This window comes from Streptomyces sp. NPDC054956 (assembly GCF_053609185.1).
Map to the genome: position 1 here is coordinate 1 of NZ_JBSGXB010000403.1, position 5,878 is coordinate 5,878.

Consider the following 5,878-nt stretch of genomic DNA (forward strand, 5'->3'; position numbering starts at 1 on the left):
GTCCCACAGCAGTTGCCGCAGGGCGTCCTTGGCGGCGATCCGGCCCAGCAGCCAGGGTGCCCGGGCCCGCGGCGCCAGCCGCTCGTACGCCGTGCGCTCGGCGGCGCCGAGGTAGCGGCGCATGACCAGCTCCTGCGAGGCGGGATCGCTCCAGCGGCGCCGCGCCAGGCACCATCCCTCGGGGCGGGGTTCGCCGATGCCGCACACCTCCGGGGTGAACTTCATCGGCCAGACCCGCTCGTCGGCGCCGAAGCGGCGGTAGGTCCAGCCGTCGATCCGGGCCCACACCTCGCCGTCGGCCCGGCGCAGTTCGATGTCACCGCGCACGGTGACATCGCGCACCTCGCGGATCCGGGCCGTGGCGGCTACCAGGTCGCCCGGGGCGGGCGGGGGCCCCGAGAACCGGATGCGCTCCACGGTGGCCGGGAACACCAGCCGGTCCACGGGGAGCCGCAGCTGCATCCAGTGCCCGAACAACTGCCCGGCGGCGTCGAGCAGGGCCCCCGGGTCGGGCAGCGCCCGCAGCACCCCGCGGATGCCGTCCGAGCCGACCTCCCGCACCTCGTGCACCCCGGCGAAGCGCGGGCCGTGGAACATCCACCGGTCCCGGTAGAGCGCCTCGGCGCTGACGGGGGCCGGCCGCGGGTCGTTCAGGGGCGTGGGATCGGGGCCGGGCAGCGCCCCGTACCGCTCGCCGAGGAGCACGACCACGTCGGCGTACTCCCCGAGGGTGACCCGGACGCGGCCGGGCCCCTCGGCGCGGACGGTGACCTCCACGTCGAGGGCCGGTTCGACGGCGAGCCAGCGCAGGGCCCGTACCTGGTCGTAGCCGATGACGGCCCTGCCGGGCGGGGCGTGCCGCAGCGCGGCCTCGGCCGCCAGTTCCAGCATGGTCGTCATGGGGACGACGGGGAACCGGTCGGAGTCCTCCGGCCACCCTTCGGGCTGCAGGTACACGCAGTGGTCCCGGACGTAGGGCAGCGCGGCCAGGGAGAGCCGCAGGGTCTGCTTCCCGATGTCCGCGGGGGTGGTGCGGGCGGCCGGAGCGGGGTCGGTGACGACCGCGTCGAGGGCGGAGAGCAGGACGGGCCGGTGGCTTGCGGCCGCCGGGGCTGCCTGCGTTGTCGGGGCGGCCGGGGCTGTGGCGGCCGGCCGGGCCGTGGAGGCCGTCAGGGGCTCCGGGGCCGGAGTGGCCGCCGGGGGCAGGAAGCCGCCCAGGGTGGTGCGCGCCGCCGCGCTCAGTCGAACCAGCGGCGAGCCCAGGTCCAGGGAGACGGTGCGCCCGCGTGCGGGCGGCGTGGACGGGACGGCCGGTGCTCCTGACGCCCGGCCGGTGTCGCCCGGCCCCGCCGGTAGCAGGCGCTCCCAGCGCGGGGCGTGTCCCTCGGTCCACAGGGCCGCGCAGGTGCGCCGCAGGGCGGCGAGGCCCGGGAGGCGGGGCGAGGAGGCCGACACCGAGAGGTGGGGGCGTTCGCGCAGGGTGTCCTCGACGAACCCCGGCAGGCTGCCCGGGCCCAGCGTGACGAAGCTGCGGACGCCGGCGTCCTCGTACAGCCGGAGCGTCAGCTCGCGGAACCGGACCGGCTCCAGGAGGTGGCGCACCACGAGGCCGCGCACCTCCTCCGCGTCCGCCGGGAACGGCTCGCATGTGGTCGCCGACCAGACGGGCAGGGCGGCCGGCCGCAGCGGCAGCCGGCCGAAGGCGGCGCGGACCTGCCCGAGGTAGGGCTCCCACATCGGGGTGTGGAACCCGGAACGGAACGGGAGTTCCTGGCCGAGGACTCCCTCGGTCCGCAACCGTGCGAGAACGGCCGCCACTTGAGTGGGTTCTCCGCATATCACCGACTGGTGGGGGCAGTTGTCGTGGCTGACCACCACGTCGTCCAGACCGTGGAGCGCCGCCTCCGCCCGCCGGGTTCCGCAGCCCAGAGCCGCGTAGGTGAGGTCGGGGACCTTCAGCGAGCCCGGGTTCAGCGATGCCAGGAAGGTGTCGGCCGCGTCCCGCGGGTACATTCCGCCCGCGACCATCGCCGCCCACTCCCCCAGGCTGTGGCCCGCCAGGACATCGGCCTCGATGCCGAGTTCGGGCAGCGCCCGTGCCAGGAAGCGGCCGGTCGCGATCGCGTCCAGGGCGCGTTCCATCAGCTCGTCGCCCCGGCTCAGCCGGGGCCGCTCCAGCCCGAGCCGCTCCGCCACGTCGTCCAGCGCCGGGGTGAACTCCGGCTCCAGGCCCGGGAACAGGAAGGCCACCCGGCCTCCCAGCGGCTCGGGCGCGAACCACACGTCCCCGCGTCCCCGCCAGGCCCGGCCGCGCGCCACCACCTTCGCGGCCAGCGCGAGCCGCTGGGGCGTCGGCCCCACGACGGCGAGCCGGCACGGCCCGTCGCCCCCGGACACCGGGGAGCCGTGCGCCAGCCGGAGCGACAGCTCCGCCGCGTCGGCCGCCGCCATCAGGAGTACGTCCTCCCGCTCGGCCACGTCCACCGGCGCGGCTGCGCCGCCCAGGGGCAGGAACCGCCGTACGGGCGCGGCCCGGTGCACGGCTCCGGGCGCCTCCTCCAGCACCGCGTGCGCGTTGATGCCGCCGAACCCGAAGGCGTTGACCCCGGCCCGGCGCGGGGCGGGCCCGCGTTCCCACGGCCCGGCCGCCGTGACGGGCCGCATCCGGGTGCGGGCCAGGTCCGGGTGCGGCTCCTCCAGGTGCAGCGTCGGCGGCAGCACCCCCTCGTACACCGCGAGCGCCGCCTTGATCAGCCCGGCCATGCCGGAGGCCTGCATGGTGTGGCCGAGCATCGACTTCACCGAGCCGAAGCCGATCCCTTCGCCGTCTGCCAGAGGGCCGCCGAACACCTGGGCCAGCGTGTCCAGTTCGGCCGCGTCGCCGACCGGGGTCCCGGTCCCGTGGGCCTCCAGCAGTCCCAGCGCACCCGGTGCCCGCGGGTCCAGGCCCGCTTCGCACCACGCCCGCTCCAGCGCCCGTACCTGGCCCGCGACCAGCGGGCTCATCAGGCTCGCCGCCCTGCCGTCGCCGGCCACGCCCGTGCCGCGGATCACCGCGTAGATCCGGTCGCCGTCCCGCTCCGCGTCCGCGAGCCGCTTCAGCAGCACCACACCGGTGCCCTCGGACAGCAGGGTCCCGTCGGCCCGCCGGTCGAAGGGCCGGATGAGCTCGCTGGGGCTCAGGGCCCGCAACTGCGTGAACACGCTCCACAGGGTGGCGATGTGGCAGTGGTGCACGGCCCCGGCGACCACCGCGTCGCAGCGCCCGCCGGCCAGCATTCCCACCGCCTGGTCCACGGCGAGCAGCGAGGAGGCGCAGGCCGCGTCCAGGGTGTAGGCGGGGCCGCGGAAGTCCAGCCGGTTCGCTGTGCGGGCGGCCGTGAAGCTCGGTACGAGCCCGATCGAGGCGTCGGGCCGCTCCGGCCCGAGGGCGTCCTGGAACGCGGAGCGCACCTCCGCGATCCGCCGCTCGCCCAGTTCGGGCGCGAGTTCCCGCAGGGTCTGCGCCAACTGGTGTGCCGTACGGACGCGTTGGTCGAGGCGTGCGGTGGCCACGCCCATGAACCCGCCGCGTCCGAGCACCACGCCGATCCGGGAGCGGTCGGCCGGCAGCCGGTCCTCGCCGCCCGCGTCGGCCACGGATTCGGCCGTCGCGTGCAGGGCCAGCATCTGGTCCGGTTCGGCACCTTCCACGGCGGTCGGCATGATCCCGAACCGGGTCGGGTCGAAGGCGGCGAGCCCGTCCACGAAGCCGCCGCGCCGGCAGTAGAAGCGGTCTCCCGCCACCGGTCCGGTGGCGCCGGCCGGGTCGTAGTACACCTCGGGGTCCCAGCGCCCGGGCGGTACGTCGCCGATGCAGTCGGTGCCGGCGAGGAGGTTGCGGCGGTACGCGGCCAGGTCCGCGGCGCCGGGGAACACCGCGCCCATCCCGACGATCGCCGCGTCGGTCGGGCGCGGGCCGCGCTGCCGCCGACGGTCAGCCACGCTCCCCACTCCCCTCGGCCATCAGGACCACCTGTACGTCGCTCCCGTGCGCGAGTTCGGCGAGGAAGGCGGCGGTACCCGCCTCCGGCTCGATGAGCGGAATGCCGCGCCGGGCGTACGCGCGGGCCAGTTCGGGGCTGACCATCCCGCCCGCCTCCGCGGCCCACGGACCCCAGTCGAGGGACAGCACCCGGCCCGGGAAGGCCGCGCCGTCACCGCCGGGCGCCCAGGTGTGGGCGAGGCAGTCGAGGGCGTCGTTGGCGGCGGCGTAGTCGGTCTGGCCGCGGTTTCCGTACACGCCCGCCACGCTGCCGAACAGGGCGAGGAACCGGGGCGCGGGGGCCGAGCCGTGCTCGGCCGCGGCGGCGGCGAGGTGCCGGGCGCCGGTCACCTTGGTGGTGAACACCTCGGTGAAAGCGGCCGGTTGCTTCTCGCGGAGCAGCCCGTCGCTCAGGGTCCCGGCCCCGTGGACGATGCCGTCCAGTCGGCCGTGGCGCTCCCGTACTCCGGTCACGACGGCCCGTACGGCCTGTTCGTCCGTGACGTCCGCGCAGTGGTAGCGGACAGACGCGGCGGCGGCCTCGAGGGCCGACAGGGTGGCCCGCACCTCGCGCTCGGCGAGGATCCGCGAGGCCGCGGCCTCGATCTCCGCGGGGGTGCGCAGACCGGTGGCGATCAGGGCCGCGCGCAGGGCGACCCGGTCGGTGGCGTGCCCGAACTCGTCTTCCGCGGCGGAGGGTTGGGGCGTACGTCCCATCAGCTCGACGTGGCAGCCGGTGGCCCGGGCCAGTGCGAGGGCGGTCCGGGCGGTGATGCCCCGGGCCCCGCCGGTGAGCAGGACCACGGAGTCCGCGTCCAGCGGCGGCGTTCCGCCGGCGGGGGCGAGCGGTGCCGGCACCGGCGTGCGGGTGACCCGTACGCCCTCGACGGTGTAGGCGACGGAGGCGGGACGGGCGGCCTCCTCGAAGGAGCCGGAGGCCCCGTCCGGGGCGGGCGCCTCGCAGCTCAGCTCGGCGAGGAGCTGCGCGGCGATCCGCTCGGGGTCCTCCTTGGGGTGGACCTCCACCGCGCGGATCAGCGTGCCGGGGAACTCCAGGGCGGCGCTGCGGGCGAAGCCGTGCAGTCCGGCTCCGGGGGTGCCGCCGTGCGCGGTGACCAGGAGGAGCCGGGGCACACCGCCGGTGAGCGCCCTCTGCAATCCGGGAAAGACCTCGGGCATGACCGGGGCCGCTCCCGGCCGCAGGGCGGACAGATCGAGCACCGCGTCCCACCCGGCCTCGGCCTCGGCGAGCTCCCGCACCTCCGCGCCGTGGGCCCGCAGGGCCCCGGCGAGCGCGGGCGCGACGCCCTCGCCGTCCCCGACGACACCGATCCGCAGTCCTCGAAGTGCCTCCGGGTTCGCTTCCACCGCCGGCAGGGGCCGCAGGTCCACCCGGAGCCGGCTGACGGTGGCCGCGGACTCCGTGCCCGGAGCGTCGGCGGGTGATGCGGTGTCGCCCGTGGGGGCCGCGTGGGCCGATTGGGCCGTGTGGGCCGTGTGGGCGACGACCCAGTCGACGATCCCGCGCAGGGTCTTGATCCGGGACAGCTCCTCGACGGCGGACTCGGCGGAGCCGCCCGCGTCCCGGGGAAGACCGATCCGGTCGGCCAGCGCGCCGATGATCTCGACCCGCTTGATGGAGTCGATGGACAGGTCCGCTTCCAGGTCCAGCTCGGGGTCGAGCATGTCGTGGGGGTATCCGGTCCGCGCGTGGACGATGTCCACGACCACGTCCATCACCTCCTCCGGCGACCGCGGCGAGCCCCCGGGCGTTGCCGTCCCGTCGCCGCCGGGTTCACCGCCGGGCCGCACCCCGCCGGGGAGCCCGGCACCCGGGGCCGCGCTGCCAGGGAC

Annotated in this window: 2 protein-coding genes; both read right to left on the bottom strand. The window is 76.5% G+C overall.

Annotated elements, in window-relative coordinates; translation table 11 throughout:
* Nucleotides 1-3,984, bottom strand: a 3,984-nt coding sequence (locus tag ACWGDE_RS35170; RefSeq protein ID WP_453393129.1) for a beta-ketoacyl synthase N-terminal-like domain-containing protein, incomplete at its 3' end; no start/stop codon positions are given.
* A partial coding sequence (locus ACWGDE_RS35175; RefSeq protein ID WP_453393130.1) for an SDR family NAD(P)-dependent oxidoreductase occupies nucleotides 3,977-5,878 on the bottom strand: 1,902 nt, incomplete at its 5' end. The genes ACWGDE_RS35175 and ACWGDE_RS35170, both read right to left, overlap by 8 nt.